Origin of the sequence: Streptomyces sp. NPDC048442 (assembly GCF_040651475.1) — a bacterium.
Taxonomy (GTDB): domain Bacteria; phylum Actinomycetota; class Actinomycetes; order Streptomycetales; family Streptomycetaceae; genus Streptomyces.
Genome location: NZ_JBEZKB010000005.1, coordinates 318,396 through 337,955 on the forward strand (window position 1 = coordinate 318,396; position 19,560 = coordinate 337,955).

Annotated in this window: 17 protein-coding genes; 9 read left to right on the forward strand and 8 right to left on the reverse strand. The window is 71.5% G+C overall.

The window, feature by feature from the left end; genetic code table 11:
- Window positions 1-44 precede the first annotated feature (44 nt).
- Window positions 45-1,385, forward strand: coding sequence for a S28 family serine protease (locus AB0D18_RS10950; RefSeq protein ID WP_362415228.1), 1,341 nt, complete (start codon window positions 45-47; stop codon window positions 1,383-1,385).
- On the opposite strand, the gene AB0D18_RS10955 is transcribed toward AB0D18_RS10950, so the two are convergent.
- From AB0D18_RS10955 to AB0D18_RS10975, 5 genes are all read right to left on the reverse strand, one after another.
- Entirely contained in the window at window positions 1,360-3,486 is a 2,127-nt protein-coding gene (locus AB0D18_RS10955) for a hypothetical protein (protein WP_362415230.1), read from the reverse strand. The two genes, AB0D18_RS10950 and AB0D18_RS10955, sit on opposite strands and share 26 nt — an antisense overlap.
- Window positions 3,487-3,515: 29 nt before the next feature.
- The gene (locus AB0D18_RS10960) at window positions 3,516-4,970 is read right to left on the reverse strand and encodes a penicillin-binding transpeptidase domain-containing protein (protein ID WP_362415231.1); all 1,455 of its coding nucleotides are present in this window, start codon (window positions 4,968-4,970) and stop codon (window positions 3,516-3,518) included.
- Between the two features lie 115 nt (window positions 4,971-5,085).
- Window positions 5,086-5,817: a response regulator transcription factor gene (locus AB0D18_RS10965; protein WP_362415233.1), complete on the reverse strand. Its 732-nt coding sequence runs from the start codon at window positions 5,815-5,817 to the stop codon at window positions 5,086-5,088.
- Window positions 5,814-7,094 (reverse strand): histidine kinase, encoded by a 1,281-nt coding sequence (locus tag AB0D18_RS10970; RefSeq protein ID WP_362415235.1) that lies wholly within the window; start codon window positions 7,092-7,094, stop codon window positions 5,814-5,816. The genes AB0D18_RS10965 and AB0D18_RS10970 overlap by 4 nt, the downstream gene beginning before the upstream one ends.
- Window positions 7,091-8,071: a hypothetical protein gene (locus AB0D18_RS10975; protein WP_362415237.1), complete on the reverse strand. Its 981-nt coding sequence runs from the start codon at window positions 8,069-8,071 to the stop codon at window positions 7,091-7,093. The genes AB0D18_RS10970 and AB0D18_RS10975 overlap by 4 nt, the downstream gene beginning before the upstream one ends.
- A 243-nt stretch (window positions 8,072-8,314) precedes the next feature.
- On the opposite strand from AB0D18_RS10975, the gene AB0D18_RS10980 reads away from it, so the two are divergent.
- Both AB0D18_RS10980 and AB0D18_RS10985 read left to right on the forward strand, forming a co-directional pair.
- Window positions 8,315-9,025, forward strand: a complete 711-nt coding sequence (locus AB0D18_RS10980; protein WP_362415340.1) for a DsbA family oxidoreductase — start codon at window positions 8,315-8,317, stop codon at window positions 9,023-9,025.
- Between the two features lie 111 nt (window positions 9,026-9,136).
- Window positions 9,137-10,201: an aminotransferase class V-fold PLP-dependent enzyme gene (locus tag AB0D18_RS10985; RefSeq protein ID WP_362415239.1), complete on the forward strand. Its 1,065-nt coding sequence runs from the start codon at window positions 9,137-9,139 to the stop codon at window positions 10,199-10,201.
- A 225-nt stretch (window positions 10,202-10,426) separates the two neighbouring features.
- Here AB0D18_RS10985 and AB0D18_RS10990 read toward each other — a convergent pair whose 3' ends face one another.
- Window positions 10,427-11,302: an SCO1860 family LAETG-anchored protein gene (locus AB0D18_RS10990; RefSeq protein ID WP_362415241.1), complete on the reverse strand. Its 876-nt coding sequence runs from the start codon at window positions 11,300-11,302 to the stop codon at window positions 10,427-10,429.
- Window positions 11,303-11,611: 309 nt separating this feature from the next.
- A complete protein-coding gene (locus tag AB0D18_RS10995; protein WP_362415243.1) occupies window positions 11,612-12,709 on the reverse strand; it encodes an amidohydrolase family protein in 1,098 nt (365 codons plus the stop codon).
- Between the two features lie 141 nt (window positions 12,710-12,850).
- Between AB0D18_RS10995 and AB0D18_RS11000 the strand changes: the two genes are divergently transcribed.
- From AB0D18_RS11000 to thpD, 5 genes are all read left to right on the forward strand, one after another.
- The gene (locus tag AB0D18_RS11000) at window positions 12,851-13,957 is read left to right on the forward strand and encodes an aminotransferase class V-fold PLP-dependent enzyme (protein ID WP_362415245.1); all 1,107 of its coding nucleotides are present in this window, start codon (window positions 12,851-12,853) and stop codon (window positions 13,955-13,957) included.
- 325 nt (window positions 13,958-14,282) lie between these two features.
- Window positions 14,283-14,834 (forward strand): diaminobutyrate acetyltransferase, encoded by a 552-nt coding sequence (gene ectA, locus AB0D18_RS11005; RefSeq protein ID WP_362415247.1) that lies wholly within the window; start codon window positions 14,283-14,285, stop codon window positions 14,832-14,834.
- Between the two features lie 213 nt (window positions 14,835-15,047).
- A complete protein-coding gene (gene ectB / locus AB0D18_RS11010) occupies window positions 15,048-16,316 on the forward strand; it encodes a diaminobutyrate--2-oxoglutarate transaminase (RefSeq protein ID WP_362415249.1) in 1,269 nt (422 codons plus the stop codon).
- 50 nt (window positions 16,317-16,366) lie between these two features.
- The gene (locus tag AB0D18_RS11015) at window positions 16,367-16,765 is read left to right on the forward strand and encodes an ectoine synthase (RefSeq protein WP_362415251.1); all 399 of its coding nucleotides are present in this window, start codon (window positions 16,367-16,369) and stop codon (window positions 16,763-16,765) included.
- Between the two features lie 3 nt (window positions 16,766-16,768).
- Window positions 16,769-17,680: an ectoine hydroxylase gene (gene thpD, locus AB0D18_RS11020; RefSeq protein WP_362415252.1), complete on the forward strand. Its 912-nt coding sequence runs from the start codon at window positions 16,769-16,771 to the stop codon at window positions 17,678-17,680.
- A 71-nt stretch (window positions 17,681-17,751) separates the two neighbouring features.
- On the opposite strand, the gene AB0D18_RS11025 is transcribed toward thpD, so the two are convergent.
- Entirely contained in the window at window positions 17,752-18,831 is a 1,080-nt protein-coding gene (locus AB0D18_RS11025; protein WP_362415254.1) for an alkene reductase, read from the reverse strand.
- A gap of 163 nt (window positions 18,832-18,994) precedes the next feature.
- Between AB0D18_RS11025 and AB0D18_RS11030 the strand changes: the two genes are divergently transcribed.
- Complete coding sequence (locus tag AB0D18_RS11030; RefSeq protein ID WP_362415256.1) at window positions 18,995-19,498, forward strand: MarR family winged helix-turn-helix transcriptional regulator; 504 nt, start codon at window positions 18,995-18,997, stop codon at window positions 19,496-19,498.
- Window positions 19,499-19,560 lie beyond the last annotated feature (62 nt).

The window sequence follows — 19,560 nt, forward strand, 5'->3', positions numbered from 1 at the left end:
GACGCAAACATCACTGCGTCACCGTCCGCCCGAGGGGAATCAGCGTGCGTACCAAGGTACTTCCCGCCCTGTTCTGTGCCGGAGTCATAGCCGCCACCAGCGTGCTCACCGGCAGCGCCGCCACCGCGGCGCCCACCGCAGAGGCAGGTGCGGCGGCCCAGGCGGCCACCGTCCGAGAGAAGCTGGAGAAGATTCCCGGCCTGCGGATCGTCTCGGAGATCCAGAAGGAGGGGCGCCCCTTCTTCACCCTGATGCTGAGACAGCCCATCGACCACAGCAACCCGCGCCGCGGCACCTTCGAACAGCAGTTCACGCTGTGGCACAAGGACGAGCGCGCCCCGATGGTCCACTACACCGGCGGCTACACCCTCTCCTCCAGCACCCGTGAGCTCACCACGCTCCTCGGTGCCAACCAGGTCAGCGTCGAGCACCGCTTCTTCGACAAGTCCGTCCCCGCGGGGAAGACCGACTGGCGCAAGCTGACCATCCAGCAGGAGGCCGCCGACGAGCACCGCATCGTCGAGGCCATGAAGACCGTCTACCGGGCGAAGTGGCTGGGCACCGGCGCCAGCAAGGGCGGTATGACGCAGGTCTACCACGAGCGCTTCTACCCGGACGACCTGGACGCCGTCGTCGCCTACGTCGCCCCCAACGACGCGGACAACCGCGACGACCGTGTCTACGAGAACTTCTTCAAGACCGTCGGCACGCCCGAGTGCCGTACCGCGCTCGACGCCGTGCAGCGCGAGATGCTGGTCCGCCGCAAGGCGCTGCTGCCGATGTTCGAGGCCACCGCCAAGGAGCAGAAGCTCACCTTCAAGCAGCTCGGCACCACCGACCGGGCCTACGAGTTCTCCGTCCTGGACCAGGTCTGGAACTTCTGGCAGTCCGGCTCGTACACCAACTGCCCGACGGTCCCCGATGCCAAGAAGGCCACCGACAAGGAGCTGTACGACTGGTCCCTCGGCCACGGCCTGTCGCCCTACTCCGACGCCGACGCGGGCCCCGCCGGCACCGGCCCGTACTACCGCCAGGCCGCCGCCCAGCTCGGCTGGGCCGACCTGAAGTTCAAGCACCTGCGCGACGTCCGCAACTACCCGGACATCTACCAGCCCAACTCCCTGCTCCCCGCCGACATGCGCACCTCGTACAGCGGCTGGGACGCCAAGGACGTCGACCGATGGGTCAACAAGCAGGGCAAGCAGATGATGTTCGTGTACGGGCAGAACGACCCGTGGAGCGCGGAGCGCTACCGCCCCTCGAAGCGCGACTCGCACCTCTACGTCGCCCCGAACTCCAACCACGGCGCCCTGATCTCCAAGCTCGTCCCGGAGGAGCGCGCCGAGGCCGAGGCGACCGTCAAGCGGTGGGCGGGCGTGAAGTAACCCGCTCGGGAAGGGTGTTGAGCGCGGCGAGAGCCGCCGCGCGCAACGCGTCGTCGTCCGGCACGGACCGCCAGTTGCCGTGCCGGACCGGCCGCTCGTCGGCGGCGACGAGCCGCTCCAGTACCGGCCCCGCCTGCCGGACCGCCTCCGGGCCGATCTCCGTCAGGTGTCGTACGGCGACGGTCATGGCGGGGTCCGCGCTCCGGCCCGGCTCGGACAGCGGCCCCAGCGCGCCGAGCACCAGCGGCACCGCCTCCTCGCTCTCGCCGGTGATCCGCCACAGCGCGTAGCCGATGGTCATCGGCAGCCAGCTCTCGGAGTACGCGGGGAGCGCGGCCCGCAGCCGGTCCAGGTACGGGGCGGCCCCGGGGCCGAGCTCGGCCAGGAACTCGGCCGGGGCGTGATGGACGTATCTCTCCTCCAGGTCCGGCAGCAGTACGTCGAGCGCGGGGCCCGGGTCGCCGGTGAGGCGCCAGTACGCCAGGCCCAGTTCGCGCGGTACGAAGTGGTCCGTCGCCGGTGCCTGTGCGAGGGCGCGCAGCCGGGCGGGGTCCAGGGCGGCAGCCGCCTCCGGTCCGATCGCGGCGAGCGCCTGGAGTGCCCATACGGCGGCGCGGGTGCCGAGGAGGGCGGCCAGCTCCGGTATCGCAGGGGCTGCCGACGGGCCCCATTCCCCGAGGACCTGGCACAGGGTGCGGCGCTCGTCGAGCCCCTTGGCGGCGGCCAGAGCGCGCCGTAGCGCGGGCAGCAGTGCTGCCGAGTGCCCGGAGAGCGGACCGAGGACCTCCAGCAGGCTCAGGTCGTGCAGCGCCCAGCCGTCGGCGTACGTCTGATGGGTGGCGAACCCAGTCCGCCCCTTCGGCAGACGGGCTGCCAACGGGCCCACGGCCCGGACGTCCCCGAGCCGGGCGAGCGCCCACAGGGCGGTGTTCCGGGCCTGCCGGGTCTCCTCGTCATGGGAGGGGGCGGCCCGCGCTCTTGCGACGCCCCCGAAGAGGCGGCTCCTGCCCGCGCTCCACCGGGACACCGAGCCGCCCGGGCCGGCGGCCCCCGCCGGCCCGTCCGCCCCCGCAAGCCCCGCCAGTCCGTCCGCCCACGGCCGTGCCGCTTCCCCGCACATGCCGAGCACCCGGGCCGCGAACCGCCGGTTCGCCGGGTCCTCGTCCGCCAGCAGCCCCGCCACCTCCGGCAGCAGGGCCGGCGCCGCCGAACGCCACCGGCCCAGTACCGCCGCCGCACTGCGCAGCGCACCCGCCCGGCGCTTCGCGTCCGGAGACGCCAGCAGGCCCCGTACCAGGACGATCCGGCCCTCCCGGTCGGCGCCGAACGCGTCCACCGCCCACGGCACCAGACCGGCCGGGTCCCCGAATCCCCAGGTCGCGCCCACCTCCTCGGCGAGTACGCCGAGGTCCATGTCCCGCAGCGACTGCGCGACGACCGCCGTGAGCTCCGGGTCGGGCCCGTCGGAGGCCGCGCGCCGGACTCCGACGGCCGCAGCGAGCCGTTCCAGCGGGGCTCGGGCACCCAGCGCCGCTTCCCTCAGCCTCCGTACCGAAGAAGCCTCCTGAGGGTGCTGGAGCGCCAACTCCGTCAGTGCGTCGAGCAGGGCGAACCGGGTCGCCGGGTCCTCCTCGCGCTCCAGGGCCGCCCACAGCTCCTCCGCCGTGCGCGCCCCGCCGTACGAGAGGGGGAACAGACAGCCCCTGCGGACGGCGGGATCCGGGTCCGCCAGCAGCCCCAGCAGCAGCGGAACGGCCTGCTCCCAGGCGGCGCCCCAGCCCGGGTCCACGAACCGCTCCTCGGACTCGGCGCCCGCCTGCGCCAGGCTGCCGATCAGATCGAGGAGTTCGGCGCGCACCGTCACCGCCGGGTCCGCCGCAAGACCCACCAGGAACGGCAGCAGCGGGGGCGCGGCCGGGCAGATGTGCCCGCCCTGGTGGTGGACGCTCATCGACAGTTCGTCGACCGCGTCCTCGGCCCGTCCGGGAACCAGCACGTCCCGGACATGACCGGGGACATCGGCCGCCGAACCGTAGGAATGGGAGAGGGATCCCCAGCCGATCGCGTCCAGACCGGCCAGAACCGGTGGCGTGTGCGGCACCGAAGACCCCCCTCGGGTTTCCGGGCGGCTCATCCGCCCAGTGCGGCCTTCATCATCTTCTGGGCAACCGGCGCCGCCAAACCGTTTCCGCTGACCTCCGAGCGGGCCGCGCCCGAGTCCTCGATGAGGACCGCCACCGCGACCTCCTTGCCGGTCGACGCGTCCTTCGCGTACGACGTGAACCAGGCGTACGGCGTCTTGCTGTTGTTCAGGCCGTGCTGCGCGGTGCCCGTCTTTCCGCCGACCTCGGCGCCCGGGATCCTGGCGTTGGTGCCCGTGCCCTCCTCGACGACCGTGACCATCGCGCTGCGCAGCTGCTCGGCGGTGCGCTCCGAGACGACCCGGGTGGACGCGTCCTTGTGCTTCTCCAGGGTGTCGCCGCCCGCGCTCGTCACCTCGGACACCATGTGCGGGGCCGCCAGCTCGCCGCCGTTGGCGAGCGCCGCCGACACCATCGCCATCTGCAGCGGCGTCGCCGTCACATCGAACTGACCGATGCCGGACAGCCCGGTCTGCGCCTTGTCCATGCCCTTGGGGTAGGAGCTCTCGTACGCCCGTACCGGCACGTCCAGCTTATCGTCGTTGAAGCCGAACTTCTCCGCCGTCGCCTTCACCTTGTCCTGGCCGAGGTCCACGGCCAGCTTCGCGAAGACGTTGTTGCAGGAGTACTTGAGGGCCGCGCGGAGGGTGGCGTTCTCGCAGGGGGCGGACCTGTTCTCGTTGTGCAGGACTTGCGTGGTGCCGGGCAGGGTGTACGGGTCGGGGCTGTCCGTCGCGGTGTCCACCGAGTCGTACAGACCGTTCTCCAGCGCCGCCGACGCCACGACCAGCTTGAACGTGGAGCCGGGCGGCAGCGGCTGGCGCATCGCCCGGTTCGTCATCGCCTTGTTCTCGTCGTTGCCCGAGGACAGCTTCTTCCACGCCTCGCCGTCGTTCTGCCCGGCGATCTTCGACGGGTCGTACGACGGGGTGCTGACCATGCCGAGGATCCGGCCGGACTTCGGGTCGATCGCGACGGCCGCGCCCTTGGTGTCGCCGAGCGCCTCGTACGCGGCCTTCTGCACGGCCGCATCGAGCGTCGTCACCACGTTGCCCGGCCGGGTGTGCTTGCCCTGGAGCAGGTCGGAAGGGCTCTTCAGCCGGTCGTCGGTGCCGTCGAGGACGTGGCTGTAGACGCCTTCCAGCTGGGTCGCGCCGTACACCTGCGAGCTGTAGCCGGTGACGGCCGCGTAGAGCTCGCCTTCGGTGTAGGTGCGCTTGTACGCGAGGTCACTGCCCTCCGTCTTCGTCGATCCGGTGACCGGCGAGCCGGCCACGATGATGTTCCCGAGCGGGTGCGCGTACTGCGCGACGATGTTCCGCCGGTTGTCCTTGTTCTGCGCGAGCGCCTTGCCGTCGTACGCCTGTACCCAGGTCACCCGCACCAGCAGTGCGAGGACGAGCAGCATGCAGAAGACGGCGGCGTGCCTGATCGTCTTGTTCATCCTGTGGAAGAGGACGAGCGGCGGGCAGGCACAAGTTCCGTTACGTGCCCCTTCTCATACTTTCTTCATGCGGCGGGTGAGGTGGACGAGACGACTGAGGAAGCGGCTGCCGGGGTCAGCGGGGCTGGATGAAACCCGATTCGTACGCCACGATCACCGCCTGGGTACGGTCCCTGGCCCCGGTCTTCGCCAGCACCGCCGCCACATGGCTCTTCGCCGTCGCCGCGCCGAAACCCAGGGCGGCCGCGATCTCCGCGTTGGTCAGGCCCTTCGCCATCAGCCGCAGCACCGAGGACTCCCGCTCGGTGAGCCTGGCCACCCACGGCGCCGACGCCGCCTCTTTGCGGTGGCCGTACTCGGCGGCCAGCGCACGCACCGCCGCCGGGAACAGGAGGCTGTCGCTCCGGGCGACGAGCCGCACCGCCTGCACCAGGTCCTCGGCCGCCGCCCGCTTCAGCAGGAAACCGGCGGCGCCCGCGCGCAGCGCGTCGTACACGTAGGAGTCGTTCTCGAAGGTGGTGACGACGACGATCCGGGGCGGCTCGGCGAGGGTGGCGAGGATCTGCTCGGTGGCGCGGATGCCGTCGATCTCCGGCATCCGTACGTCCATGAGGACCACGTCGGGCCGCAGCGCCCGCACCACGGACACCGCCTCCGCGCCGGTCGTCGCCTCGCCGACGACCTCCAGGTCGGGCTCGGCGTCGAGGATGACGCGCAGGGCGGTACGCACCATGCGCTCGTCGTCGGCGACGACGAGACGGACGGGGGACGGGGGCTGTGGGGTGCTTGGCTGCGGGGTGTTCGGCTGCGGGATGTTCGGCTTCGGGATGTTCGGCGGGGTACTCATCGGAGGCTCCCGCCCGCGATCGGCAGGCGTGCCGAGAGCCGCCACACCGGCCCGTCCTCCGGCCCGGCCTCCGTACGCCCGCCGAGCAGGGTGGCGCGTTCGGCCACGCCGCGCAGGCCCCGGCCGCCCCCGGGGCGTACCACCGCGGGCCGGTCGGGCAGCGGGTTCTCCATCACGATCTCCAACTCCTCGTCGCGCAGGGCGATGTGCAGGGAAACAGGTGCGCCGCCGGCGTGCCGCAGCGCGTTGCTCAGACCTTCCTGGACGATCCGGTACGCCTCCCGGGACACCGGCTCGGGCACCTTCGCCAGCTCGCCCTCGCGGGCGCACGCGACGTCGGCGCCACTGCGGGCGAGGAGCTCGTCCAGTACGTCGAGGGTCGGACCCGCGAAGCCCTCCGGGTCGTCCTCGCCGCGCCGCAGCACCCCCAGTACGGCGTCGAGTTCGCCGACCGTGCGCCGGGTGGTCTCCTCGATCGCTTCCAGCGCCTCCCGTACGAACTCCACGTCCGAGGCCCGCCCGCTGTCGAGGACCTTGCGGGCGGCGCCCGCCTGGAGCGTCACCGCGCTCAGCGCGTGCCCCACCGAGTCGTGCAGCTCACGGGCCAGCCGGTTGCGCACGGCGAGGTCGGCGGCCCGGCGCTCGGCCGCCGCCAGCCGGTCGGCGGGGGCGGGGCCGAGGAGTACGGGGGCCGACCTGGCGAGCAGCGCGGCGGCCCCGGCGCTCACGGCGGCCAGCGCCAGCATGGAGGCGATTGCGGCGACCGGCGAGAGCGCCACCGCCCAGGTGTGCTCGAAGATCCGGGGCATTCCGAGCCGGGAGTCCCGCAGTCCGGACGCGAACGGCAGCGCGATCAGCACGGCCGCGAACGGGGTCAGCGCGAGCGAGGCCCCGCTGATGATCCCGCCGAGGGTGACGTGCAGGACGAACCAACCGGAGGTTCGCACCCGCGTCGCCCGCGTCCTGGCGGGCCCGTCCGCGAGCCGCTCCCCGGACGGCAGGTCAGGCAGCAGCCCGAGCGCCCTGATCGCCCCCACCGACAGCGGCCTGGCCGGGGCGAGCAGCCCGAAGACCGCGGTCAGCGGCAGGGTCGCGGCGAAGGCCAGGAGCTGGACCGGCACGGAGACGAAGGGGTTGTCGCTGCCGGTCAACGGCCCGACGAACACGGTCGTGAGCAGATAGAACGGCATCAACAGGGCGCCGCCCACGACCAGATGGAGCCAGCCGATCCGGGCCTTGTGGCCGAACAGCCGTGCCCGCAGGGCCCGTTGGCTCATGCGCAGTGCCGCCGCCGCAGCTGTGCGAAGAAGGAGATGCCGCCCGCGAGGGCGAGGAGGCCGGTGATCACCTGGACAGCGTAGGCCAGCGTCGTCAGCACCGGGGTCGAGTCCGTGCCTTCGATTCCGGTCCCCGCGGTGGCCAGCATCCAGCCGCCCCAGCAGCCCAGCACGCCCACACCCGTCCAGGCCAGCGCCAGCGGCACCCGCAGCGGCACCCGGCCGCCGAGCCGAAGGGCGAGCATCAGCAGCCCGGCGACGGCGACCACGGCGAAGGCGCCGTGCACACCCGTGACCAGCCGGGCGTCGGTGCCGAGCGGTTCGGTGGCCCCGGCCGCTTGCCCGGTGGCGGCTTCGAGCAGATGCGGTACGGAGCAGAGCGCGGCCAGCAGCGCGGCCACCAGGCCGGTGGCACGCGCCGTCACCGACGGGCAGGGGAGTTCACCGACCGTGCCCTGCCACAGGTGCCCCCAGCGCTCCCGTGCGTACAGCACGAACAGCGACCCCAGCGTCAGCCCCTGCACGATGAAGCCGCCGTACACCAGCCCGAACACCCACGGATCGAGGAAGGGCTCGCCCTCCCCGGGGGCCACGCCGATCGCGCCGCCGGTCAGCAGCTGCAGCGGAAAGGCCACCATGATCGGGGCGAGCAGCCCGGACGCCGCCCACATCGGCAGCACCAGCACAGGGGCGGCCACCCGACGCCCCCACGCCTGGGTGAGCAGCAGCGCCAGCACGATGACGCAGGCGTCCATCAGCACGGTCACGGAGTTGGCGACGGCCATGACCGTCGGCTCTTCCAGCAGCGCACTGCCGTCCGGGATGCCGAGCCGGCCGCCCGCGATCCAGCTGATCTTGAGGGCGAGATACGGGACGCACGAGGCGATCGCGACGACACGGAGGGCACGGCGGGCGGGGGAGGCGGTGCGGGGCCGGCCGGCAGGGCGGGCTGTGGGGGCGAGCGGTGTCGAGGTCATGCCTCCACGCTCCCGTCCCGGCCGGGTCCGCACCTCCTGCCCGCTGACGATCCGCCTCCGCCGTGCGGGGGAGGAGCCCGGGAGGGAGAGGAGGCGTCCGGGGAGGAGAGGAGGCGCCCGGGAAGGAGAAGAGGCGCCCGGGAATGTGCGGAGGCCCTCTCCGGTTGACCTCATTGCTGCATTTGTTGACGCTTGTACATGTGTGAGACCGGGAGACAGAGAATCATGACCACGCCCGTACCCCTGCGCGTAGAGATCTGGTCCGACATCGCGTGCCCCTGGTGCTATGTCGGCAAGGCCCGCTTCGAGAAGGGGCTGGACGCCTTCGCGCACCGCGGCGACGTCGAGGTCGTGCACCGCTCCTTCGAGCTGGACCCGAACCGCGCCAAGGGCGATGTCGTCCCCGTCCTGGATCTGCTGGCCCAGAAGTACGGCCGTACGCGCGAGCAGGCGCAGGCCATGGAGGCCACCGTCGCCTCCAACGCGCACGCGGAGGGTCTCGGCTACCTGGCCGAGGGCCGGGACAGCGGTTCCACCTTCGACATCCACCGTGTCCTGCACCTGGCGAAGGCGCGCGGCCTGCAGAGCGAGCTGCTCGACCTCGCCTACCGGGCGAACTTCGCCGAGGAGCAGTCCGTCTTCGACGACGAGGTGCTGGTGAAGCTGGCGGTGGCGGCCGGGCTCGACGAGACCGAGACGCGCGCGGTGCTCGCCGACCCGGACGCGTACGCCGACGAGGTGCGCGCCGACGAGCGCGAGGCGGCCGAACTGGGCGCGAACGGCGTGCCGTTCTTCGTCTTCGACCGCCGCTACGGGGTCTCCGGCGGTCAGCCCGCGGAGGTCTTCACGCAGGCGCTGGAGCAGGCCTGGAAGGGGCGGGGCCCGCTGACGACGCTCGCCGCCTCCACCGGGGCCGAGGGCGAGACCTGCGACGTGGACGGCAACTGCGCGTGACCTCTTCGCCGGGTGGCCTCGTGGCCGTGTGACCTCGCGGCCGTGTGACCTCGGGATTTCTTAACGGGGAGTGGTGGACGCGGAGTTGGTGGTGCGGGCACAGTCTTCCGCATGACTACTTCTCCCCTCCGCAACCTCGCCCCCGAGGAATTCGCCCCCGAGGTCGCGTACCTCAACACCTCGTCGTACGGCCTGACTCCGCGCCGTACGGTCGAGGCGGTCACGGAACTCGTCCGGCAGGGCGCCACCGGCGCCCACGCCAACCCCGGCTCCTTCGAGTCCTTCGACCTCGCGCGCGCCGCGTACGGGCGGCTGGTCGGCGTCGGGGCGGACCGGGTGGCGGTCGGCACCTCGGTCTCCGTGCACGTGGCGGTGGTCGCGGCGTCGCTTGCGGCCGGGAGCGAAGTCCTCGCCCCCGAGGGTGAGTTCGCGTCGCTCGTCACGCCCTTCTCCGCCCGGGGCGACCTGAAGGTGCGGTACGTACCCCTGGCGGAACTGGCCGCCGAGGTGCGCCAGGAGACGGCGCTGGTGGCCTGGTCGGCGGTGCAGTCCGCGGACGGCCGGATCGCCGACGACGCGGCGATCCGGGCGGCGGCCGCCGCATACGGTGCGCGCACCCTGCTGGACACGTCCCAGGCGGCCGGCTGGCTGCCGGTCTCGGCGGGCCTTTACGACTACACGGTGGCCGCGGCGTACAAGTACCTGTTGTGTGCGCGCGGTACGTCGTTCCTGACGGTGTCGCAAGAGGCGCAGGAGCGGACCGTGCCGGTGCAGGCGGGGTGGCTGGCGGCGGAGGACATGTGGGGGAGCACGTACGGCCCGGTGACCGCATTCGCCTCGTCGGCGCGGCGGTTCGACGCATCGGCGCCGTTCCTTTGTTACGAGGGGGCGGTGGAGTCGCTCGGGCTGCTGGAGTCGCTCGGGGTCGAGGCCGTCCACGCCCACAACGTCGCCCTCGCGGACCTGTTCCGGGACGGCCTCAGGGCCCTGGGGCACACGCCGGTGGCGGCACCGGGTTCGGCGGTGGTGGCCGTGCCGGGACTGGGGGACCGGACGGACACACTGGCCCGAGCAGGCGTCAGGGTGTCCGCCCGTGCGGGGAACCTGCGGGCGTCGTTCCACCTTTACAACGGGGTGGGGGATGTGGAGCGGGTGTTGGGGGCGCTGGCGGGGTGAGGGCCGCTTAGGCGCGGGGCGGTGGGTCGTTTTGCAGGCGCGGGGTGGTGGGCGTTGCGCAGGCGCGGGCCGGTGGGTCGTTGTGCGGGTGCGTCGTGGCTGGTCGCGCAGTTCCCCGCGCCCCTAAAAGATTGCCCCTTACCCTCTAGCCTCCTTGGGCGGCGGGGCCGCCCCCGGGTGGGCGAGGGGGCGGCCCCCATGCGGAGCCCGCCCCCTCGCCCCGGCCTATGCGCGCCTGCGCCCCCGTGCGGCCACCCCTCCGCCCGCTGCCAGCAGCACCACTGCGCCACCCACCAGATACGGCGTCGCCGAACCGCCCCCCGTCTCCGCCAGGTTCGCCGCCTCAGGCGCAGGCGTTGGCGCCACCTTCACCGCCCCGGCCGTCTGCGGCCGCACCGTCCGCACATCCGGCACCGTGCACCCTGTCTCCGCCAACGTCACCACCCCCTCCACCTCCGCCACGTTCAGCTTCAGCGGGTTCACCGACACCTTCAGCTCCAGCGCCGCCGCGGCCGCCGTCCGTGTCGACGTGTGCGTCTTTGAGAGGGTGAGGGCGACCTCGCCCACCGCCGGGACCGTCACCCGGCTCACCCCGCCCGCGCTCAGCGTGACCCGCTTGCCCAGTACCGTCACCCGGCCCAGTACGTTCGCCTCCGCCTGAGGCCGTGCGCCCGCCACGCACACCGACTTCGAGGTGACCTTCTCGACCTCGATGAGCGAGAGCAGCGGCAGCCCCGGCACGTGCACCTTGGCGTGGGCGAGTTCCGAGCGGGCCTCGGCCCGGTCGCCCTCCACCGTTGCCTTCGCGGTGGCGACGTCGGCGCGCAGCATCGAGACCGGCCGCCCCTTGTCGACGCCGTCCACCCGGACGGTGAGTGCCGTGCGTTCCGCGCTCGCCGGTGCCCGCACCTCGTTGAGCGAGGCCTTCACCGGCACGTTCAGCGTCTTGTTGAGCAGGGACACGTCGAGTCCGGCGCGCAGCACCGACGCGTTGGCCCTGCCCGGCTCCGACGAGGGACGGTCGGTGGCGTGTGCCGAGCCGGTGGCGAGAGCGACGGTCAGCAGCGCCGCCGACCCCACGGCGGTCCGGCGTGCGGGCATGCGGAAGAGAGAGCTGTTCAAGGCGGTGGAACCCCCACAAGTGAATGGCGTCGCCGGACGGCACCACCCACCACGGGGGACACCGTGGGTCGGGGCGGTCGGCGGTCGGCGACCGAGACACCGGAATCTTTACGCACTGAGGGTGAATGAACAGGTACCCGGCGTGAGTTCACCCCAAAGGGGGGTTTCCGCCCGTACGTTCGCTTCTTCCGGTACGGGCGTTCGCGTCAGCCCCGTCCACCCCGCCTTTCCGGGGGCGCGCCCATGAAGACGTACAACGAACGGAGCCGCCCCCGCGTCACCGCCGTGTCAACCGCCCTCCACCACGCGCCCGTTCAGGACGATGTGCCGCGGCGCCCCCAGCACCCGTACGTCCGCCCGGGGATCCGCCTCGTACACAACGAGGTCGGCGGGCGCGCCCTCCTCCAGGCCCGGCCGCCCCAGCCACTCCCGCGCGCCCCACGCGGTGGCGTCCAGCGCGGCCCGTACCGGAATACCGGCCTTCACCAGTTCGGCCACCTCCTCGGCGACCAGACCGTGCGCGAGTGAGCCTCCGGCGTCCGTGCCGACGAAGATCGGGATGCCCGCGTCGTACGCCGCACGCACCGTGTCGTACCGGCGGGCGTGCAGATTCCGCAGATGGGCCGACCAGCGCGGGAACTTGGCCTCGCCGCCGTCCGCGAGGTGCGGGAACGTCGCGATGTTCACCAGGGTGGGGACGATGGCGACGCCTCGCTCCGCGAAGAGCGGAATGGTGTCCTCGGTGAGCCCCGTCGCGTGCTCGATGCAGTCGATGCCCGCCTCGACCAGGTTCCGCAGCGAGTCCTCGGCGAAGCAGTGGGCGGTGACGCGCGCGCCCAGCCGGTGAGCCTCCGCGATCGCCGCCTCCACCTCTCCGCGCGGCCAGCAGGGGGCCAGGTCGCCGATCTCGCGGTCGATCCAGTCGCCGACGAGCTTGACCCAGCCGTCGCTCCTGCGCGCCTCGGCCGCCACGTACGCCACCAGGTCGCCCGGCTCGATCTCGTGCGCGTAGTTGCGGATGTAGCGGCGGGTGCGGGCGATGTGCCGGCCCGCCCGGATGATCTTGGGCAGGTCTTCCCGGTCGTCGATCCAGCGGGTGTCCGCCGCCGACCCGGCGTCCCGGATCAGCAGCGTCCCGGCGCCCCGGTCGGTGAGCGCCTGCTTCTCGCTCGTCGCCGCGTCCACGGCCCCGTGCCGGTCGAGCCCGACGTGGCAGTGCGCGTCGACGAGCCCCGGCAGTGCCCAGCCCTCGACCGTCGCCAACTCCCGTACACCCGTGGGACGTTCGTAAGTAATACGGCCGTCCACCGCCCACAGCTCGTCCCGTACGTCGTCGGGCCCGACCAGCACCCGCCCCTTCACGTGCAGCACCTTGTGATCGCTCATCCCCGCACTGTACGAGGCGCCGCCCGGGGCGGTCGGCCGTCCGTCGGGCGGAGCTGCCGGGAGGGTCCGGGGGAAGGCGGCTACGCTCGACCGGGTAGCCCCGAACACTGATCCGAAGACTGATCCGAAGAGAGCACCGTCGTGACACATCCCCTGCTGGACCTGTCTCCCGTCACCGCCGTGGACTTCGCCCGCATCGAGCAGAAGGTCGCGGACCTGCTCTCCACCGAGCAGGACGTGGTGATCATGCAGGGCGAGGCGCTGCTGCCGCTGGAGGCGTGCATCCGGGCCGGCGCCCCGCGCGGATCGAGCGCCCTGAACATCGTCACCGGGCCCTACGGGCAGACCTTCGGCAACTGGCTGCGGGACTGCGGGGCGAGTGTGGTGGACCTCGTGGTGCCGTTCCACACGGCCGTCACCGCGGACCAGGTGCGCGAGGCGCTGGCCGCCCACCCGGAGATCGACTTCGTGTCGCTGGTGCACGCGGAGGCGGCCACGGGCAACACCAACCCGGTCGCCGAGATCGGCGAAGTGGTGCGTGCGCACGGCGCGTTGTTCTACCTGGACGCCGTCGCGTCGGTCGGCGCCGAGCCGGTCACCCCCGACGCGTGGGGCGTCGACATGTGCGTCATCGGTGCGCAGAAGGCGATGGGCGGGCCCGCCGGAGTGTCGGCGGTTTCGGTGAGCGCGCGGGCCTGGGAGCGGTTCGCCGCCAACCCGGACGCGCCCCGCGCCTCGTACCTCTCGCTCCTCGACTGGAAGGCGCGGTGGATCGACGGCGGCCGCAAGGCGCTGATGTTCGCTCCGGCGCAGCTGGAGATGCTGTCGCTGGAGGCCTGCCTGGAGCGGATCGGGGCCGAGGGCCTCGACGCCGTCATGGGACGGCACGCGGCGGCCGCCGCGGCGACGCGGGCGGGTGCGCTCGCGCTCGGCGGCGGGATCGAGCCGTTCGTGTACGAGGCGGGGGATGCGGCACCCGTGGCGACGACCCTGCGCGTGACGGGCGGCCCGGACGCGGGCGAGCTGGTCGCGAAGGCCCTCGCCCTCGACCCCTCGGTGCCGCTGGTCGCGGGCGGAGGGGCGCTGGCCAAGGAAATGATCCGGGTCAACCACTACGGCACCGATGCGACGCGCGAGGTGGTGCAGGCCGCACTGGCGGCACTGGGCGGGGCGCTGCAGGCCTTCGGGCGGACCGCGGACATCGCTTCTGCCCGGGAAGCCGTGACGGAAACCTGGCCGGGCGAATAATTCGCAATTGAATTACGGGGGATTCCCCGGGGCCCACAGGAATTCGACAGAAAACGGGAAGCTGCTTATTCACCGCAGCTTCCCGTTTTCTTATGCCCGCTCCTCCGGAGCCTAAACGCCAAGGTTTCGTAGCCGGTTCGAGGCGGTTACGGGCATGTGACCGACCCCACACGCAAGGCGATTTGCCCGGTAATTTCCGGGCAAATCGCCTTGATTCGCGACCGGCTCGCGGCGGGCCCGCGCCCGCGCGATAACACGGATGATCCTTTTGGCCAACCCCGTGCCGCAATGCATTTTTCGAATTCACTCGGTAAATTTCCTCGACATGACTGCCGCACAAGCAGACCCAGTAACCACGCAGCTTATGGAAGGCGCCGACCCGGAGATCGACAGCCCACGAGTGGAGGACGGAGCCGCGATCTGGCGCATCGCCCGCGACTCCAAGGTCCTGGACCTGAACTCCTCGTACAGCTACCTCCTGTGGTGTCGCGACTTCGCGGCGACCTCGGTGGTCGCCCGCGACCGGCCAGGTGGCGACCCGATCGCCTTCATCACCGGCTACGTCCGCCCGGAGCGCCCCGAGACGCTGGTCGTCTGGCAGGTCGCGGTGGACGGCGAACACCGCGGCCGCGGTCTGGCGGCTGCCCTGCTGGACGCGCTGACCACGAGGGTCGCCGCCAGCCACGGCATCAGCACCGTCGAGACGACCGTGACCCCGGACAACGTCCCGTCCGACCGGTTGTTCACCTCGTACGCCGAGCGGCGCGGCGCGTCCCTGAGCCGTGAAGTCCTCTTCGACGGAGGGCTGTTCCCCGAGGACTCGGGCGAGAGCCACCTGCCCGAGGTGCTGTACCGGATCAGCCCCGTCGCGGCCTGAGCCGGACCGGCCGGGCCGCGGCCCGGCGCCGGATCGGCCTCGTCGGGGCCCGGCGCCGGATCAACCCCGTCGCGGGCCTGTCGCAGGCCCGGCACCGGACCGGCTCCGTCGCACCCCGGGCCCCGGCCGGCCCCGTCGCGGCCCGAGCAGTGCCGCGCCCCCCCCCGACTTCTTCTTCGTACACCCGCCCTCTCCCCACCCCAGGAGACCGCAGTGACCATCACGCCCCCCGCCCTCAGTGTCTTCGAAACCCTCGAGTCCGAGGTGCGCAGCTACTGCCGCAGCTGGCCCGCCGTGTTCGACCGCGCGCAGGGCAGCCACCTCCACGACGAGGACGGCCACACCTACCTGGACTTCTTCGCCGGCGCCGGCTCCCTCAACTACGGGCACAACAACCCGGTCCTGAAACGCGCCCTGATCGACTACATCGAGCGCGACGGCATCACGCACGGCCTCGACATGGCGACGACCGCCAAGCGGGCGTTCCTGGAGACCTTCCAGAACGTGATCCTGCGGCCCCGAGACCTCCCGTACAAGGTGATGTTCCCCGGCCCGACGGGCACCAACGCCGTCGAGTCCGCACTCAAGCTGGCCCGCAAGGTCAAGGGCCGCGAGTCGGTCGTGTCCTTCACCAACGCCTTCCACGGCATGTCGCTGGGCTCGCTCGCCGTCACCGGCAACGCCTTCAAGCGCGCCGGGGCCGGCATCCCGCTCGTGCACGGCACGCCGATGCCGTTCGACAACTACTTCGACGGCACGGTGCCGGACTTCATGTGGTTCGAGCGACTCCTGGAGGACCAGGGCTCGGGCCTCAACAAGCCCGCCGCCGTGATCGTCGAGACGGTCCAGGGCGAGGGCGGCATCAACGTCGCCCGCGCAGAGTGGCTGCGCGCACTCCAGGAGCTGTGCCACCGCCAGGACATGCTCCTGATCGTCGACGACATCCAGATGGGCTGCGGCCGCACCGGCGGATTCTTCTCCTTCGAGGAGGCGGGCATCACGCCGGACATCGTCACCCTCTCGAAGTCCATCAGCGGCTACGGCATGCCCATGTCGCTCTGCCTGTTCAAGCCGGAGCTCGACGTCTGGGAGCCGGGCGAGCACAACGGCACCTTCCGCGGCAACAACCCGGCCTTCGTCACCGCCGCCGCGGCCCTCAACGCCTACTGGGCCGACGGCCAGATGGAGAAGCAGACCCAGGCCCGCGGCGAACTGGTCGAGCGCGCCCTGCTCGCCATCGCCGACGAGAACGCCGAGGCCGGCGTGAGCTTCCGCGGCCGCGGCCTGGTCTGGGGCATCGAGTTCACCGACAAGGACCGTGCCACCGCCGTCTGCCGCCGCGCCTTCGAGCTCGGCATGCTCCTGGAGACCTCGGGCCCGCAGAGTGAGGTCGTGAAGCTGCTCCCGGCGCTCACCATCTCCACCGACGAGCTCGACGAGGGTCTGCGCACTCTGGCGCGCGCGGTCCGCGAAACCGCCTGACACCTCGTCACCCGCACCCACACCGTCGTAAGAGAAAGGCCCAAGTCACCGTGATTGTCCGCTCGTTCAAGGACATCGAAGGAACCGACCGCCATGTGAAGGCGAAGACCGGAACCTGGGAGAGCAAGCGCATCGTGCTCGCCAAGGAGAAGGTGGGCTTCTCCCTCCACGAGACGACTCTCTACGCGGGTACGGAGACCCAGATGTGGTACGCGAACCACATCGAGGCCGTGCTGTGCGTCGAGGGCGAGGCGGAACTCACCAACGACGAGACGGGCGAGACCCACTGGATCGAGCCCGGCACCATGTACCTGCTGGACGGCCACGAGCGCCACACCATGCGCCCGAAGACCGACTTCCGGTGCGTGTGCGTGTTCAACCCGCCCGTCACCGGACGGGAGGACCATGACGAGAACGGCGTGTACCCGCTGCTGACCGAGGAGGCCTGAGCAATGACCGACGTACTGACCAACTCCGCAGGTTCCGTGACCGGTGATCTCTATCCGACGCGTGGCGCGACCGAGGTGACCACCCCGCGCCAGGACCCGGTCCTCTGGGTCCCGGACGCGGAGGGTCCGATCGCGGCCGGTGACCTCGCCGGCTTCGAGCGGGACGGTTTCCTCACCGTCGACCAGCTGATCTCGGACGACGAAGTCTCCCTGTACCGGGCCGAGTTGGACCGCCTGGTCGCGGACCCTGCGGTGCGGGCCGACGAGCGCTCGATCATCGAGCCGAAGTCGCAGGAGGTACGGTCGGTCTTCGAGGTGCACCGGCTCAGCACCGTCTTCGCGCAGCTCGTACGCGACCCCCGGGTGGTGGGCAGGGCCCGTCAGATCCTCGGCTCGGACGTCTACGTCCACCAGTCCCGGATCAACGTCAAGCCCGGCTTCGGCGCCTCCGGCTTCTACTGGCACTCGGACTTCGAGACCTGGCACGCCGAGGACGGCCTGCCGAACATGCGGACCGTGTCGGTCTCGATCGCGCTCACCGAGAACCTGGACACCAACGGCGGGCTCATGATCATGCCCGGCTCGCACAAGCACTTCCTGGGCTGCTCGGGCGAGACGCCGAAGGACAACTACAAGAAGTCGCTCCAGATGCAGGACGCGGGCACCCCGTCGGACGAGGCGCTGACGAGGATGGCGGACGCGCACGGCATCAGGCTCTTCACCGGACGGGCCGGTTCGGCGACCTGGTTCGACTGCAACTGCATGCACGGCTCCGGGGACAACATCACCCCGTACGCCCGCAGCAACGTCTTCATCGTGTTCAACAGCGTGGAGAACGAGGCGGTGGAGCCGTTCGCGGCCCCGGTGCGCAGGCCCGACTTCATCGGGGCGCGGGACTTCACGCCGGTGCGGTAGCTGTCGCGTTTCTCGTACGTGGGTGGGGCCGGACCTCTTGAAGAGGCCCGGCCCTCTCTGCGTCGGCTGCCCTACTTGTTGAGCACCGGGTAGTCCGTGAAGCCCTTCTCGGTGCCGCCGAAGAAGGTGGCCGGGTCCGGGGTGTTGTACGGGCCCTCGGTGGCCAGCCGGGCGGGCAGGTCCGGGTTGGCCAGGAACAGCGCGCCGAACGCCAGCAGGTCCGCCGACCCGTCGTCCAGCAGGCCGAGCGCACGGTGGTCGGTCGGGCCCTCGGTGAAGGGGTTGAGGACGAAGGTGCCGGAGAACCTCGCCCGCAGGACCTTCGTGAACTCCCGGTGCTCCGGGGCGGGTTCGGTGGTGTGCAGGTAGGCGAGGCCGAGCGGTTCGATGGCGTCCGCCAGGGCCGCGTACACCTCCTGGACGTTGCCGTCCTCGGTGATGTCGTTGAACGGATTGCCGGGCGAGACGCGGAGCGCGGTCCGGGAGCCGCCGATCTCGGCCGCGACCGCCTTGACCGTCTCGACAGCGAACCGGATCCGGTTCTCTGTGGACCCGCCGCCCCACTCGTCGGTGCGGAGGTTGACGTTGGAGGACAGGAACTGGTGGATCAAGTACCCGTTGGCGCCGTGCAGTTCGACGCCGTCGAAGCCGGCCTCGATCGCGTTGCGGGCGGCGCGGGCGTAGTCCCGTACGGTCTCGTGGATCTCGTCGGAGGTCAGCGCGCGGGGCTCGGCGAAGTCCACCATGCCCTCACCCGCGAAGAGCTTCCCGGCCGGAGTCACGGCGGACGGGGCGACCGACGTCAGGCCGTCCGGCAGCAGGGAGGGGTGGCCGATCCGGCCCGAGTGCATGAGCTGGGCGAAGATCACACCGCCTGCGGCATGCACCGCGTCGGTGACCTTGCGCCAGCCCGCGACCTGCTCGTCGCTGTGCAGCCCCGGGGTCCACGGATATCCCTGCCCGACGACGGACGGCTGGACGCCCTCGGAGACGATGAGCCCGGCGGAGGCGCGCTGGGCGTAGTACTCGGCCACGAGCTCGGTCGGCACGCCGCCCGCGCCGGCCCGGCTGCGGGTCATCGGGGCCATCGCTATGCGGTTGGCGAGGGTGGTGCCGGCGAGGTCGTAGGACTCGAACGCGGTGCTGGTCATGACGGATGCCCCCAGGCAAGGAGAGAAGGTTGGTCGGCCAAGCAATTCCGATGACGTCACTGTAACTCATTACTTGGTCGGCCAAGCTAAAGTGGGGGCATCACTTTCCGCAGACTTTTCCGCAGACTTTCCGCAGACCTTCTGCAGCAGCCGAGGAGCCACCATGAAGTCCGACCCCGCCTGTCCCGACGCACTCCCGGCAGCCGCCATCGGCGGCCCGGTCAGTCACTCCCTGTCGGTGGTGGCCCGGCTGCACCGGGTGGCGGCGGGGCGGGTGCTGCGGTGCCTGGGGCTCTACCCGGGGCAGGAGTTCGTGATGATGCACCTGTGGGAGGCGGGGCCGGTGCGCCAGTCCGAACTCATCAAGGCGGTCGGCCTCGACCCGTCCACGGTCACCAAGTCGCTCCAGCGACTGGAACAGGCGGGCCACGTCCGCCGCTGCCCGGACCCGGCGGACCGCAGGGCGTCCCTGGTCGAGGCGACGGACCAGAGCTGCGATCTGCGCGAGCGGGTCGTCGAGGCGTGGGCGGTCCTGGAGAAACGGACCCTGGCGGGGCTGGACGAGGACGAGCGGGCGGAGCTGCTGCGGCTGCTGGGGAAGGTGGAGGGGAACCTCTGCCCGATGGGGGCGGGGACGGAGGGAGAGGGAGGCGAGGAGTGCGGGTAGCCAGGGCGGTGTCGGGGGCGTGCTGTCGCGGAGGTGGCGTGCTTCGCGTGGGGGCCGCCCCC

Coding starts and splice junctions, on each gene's coding strand:
- AB0D18_RS10965 (WP_362415233.1), bottom strand. CDS start 5,817: ATGAGTACCCCGCCGAACATCCCGAAGCCGAACATCCCGCAGCCGAAC.
- AB0D18_RS10975 (WP_362415237.1), bottom strand. CDS start 8,071: ATGACCTCGACACCGCTCGCCCCCACAGCCCGCCCTGCCGGCCGGCCC.
- ectA (WP_362415247.1), top strand. CDS start 14,283: ATGACTGCCGCACAAGCAGACCCAGTAACCACGCAGCTTATGGAAGGC.
- AB0D18_RS11025 (WP_362415254.1), bottom strand. CDS start 18,831: ATGACCAGCACCGCGTTCGAGTCCTACGACCTCGCCGGCACCACCCTC.
- AB0D18_RS10990 (WP_362415241.1), bottom strand. CDS start 11,302: ATGCCCGCACGCCGGACCGCCGTGGGGTCGGCGGCGCTGCTGACCGTC.
- AB0D18_RS11030 (WP_362415256.1), top strand. CDS start 18,995: ATGAAGTCCGACCCCGCCTGTCCCGACGCACTCCCGGCAGCCGCCATC.
- thpD (WP_362415252.1), top strand. CDS start 16,769: ATGACCGACGTACTGACCAACTCCGCAGGTTCCGTGACCGGTGATCTC.
- AB0D18_RS10970 (WP_362415235.1), bottom strand. CDS start 7,094: ATGAGCCAACGGGCCCTGCGGGCACGGCTGTTCGGCCACAAGGCCCGG.
- AB0D18_RS10995 (WP_362415243.1), bottom strand. CDS start 12,709: ATGAGCGATCACAAGGTGCTGCACGTGAAGGGGCGGGTGCTGGTCGGG.
- AB0D18_RS10985 (WP_362415239.1), top strand. CDS start 9,137: ATGACTACTTCTCCCCTCCGCAACCTCGCCCCCGAGGAATTCGCCCCC.
- AB0D18_RS10960 (WP_362415231.1), bottom strand. CDS start 4,970: ATGAACAAGACGATCAGGCACGCCGCCGTCTTCTGCATGCTGCTCGTC.